At 44.1% G+C, this 272-nt stretch carries 1 protein-coding gene; it reads left to right on the forward strand.

Annotation, left to right across the window (positions count from 1 at the left end; genetic code table 11):
- Positions 1-272: hypothetical protein (locus L9G74_RS20625; RefSeq protein ID WP_238898630.1), on the forward strand; the 272-nt coding region annotated here is incomplete at both ends.

Here is a 272-nt window from a genome sequence, read left to right on the forward strand (position 1 = left end):
TGAATATTACTGCAATGCCCAAGAAGCCTTCTTCAAGCAGACACCGGTTGGCAGAAAGCCACCTAAATTTAAAGGACGGCATTTCTACCGCCAAAGTGCCACTTTAAAGAATGTCCCTTCTAAGCGCAAAGATGGCAGTCTGCTCTACCCGATTCAGACAGTGAATAAATACTGCCTCAGAATTGGAACGAGAAAGCCAATATTTGTAGAAACCCGTTCACTTAATCGACTAAAGCATAAGGTGATTAAGCGGATGATGGTCGTCTATCGCG

It is taken from the genome of Shewanella electrica (assembly GCF_022321485.1).
Lineage (GTDB): Bacteria > Pseudomonadota > Gammaproteobacteria > Enterobacterales > Shewanellaceae > Shewanella > Shewanella electrica.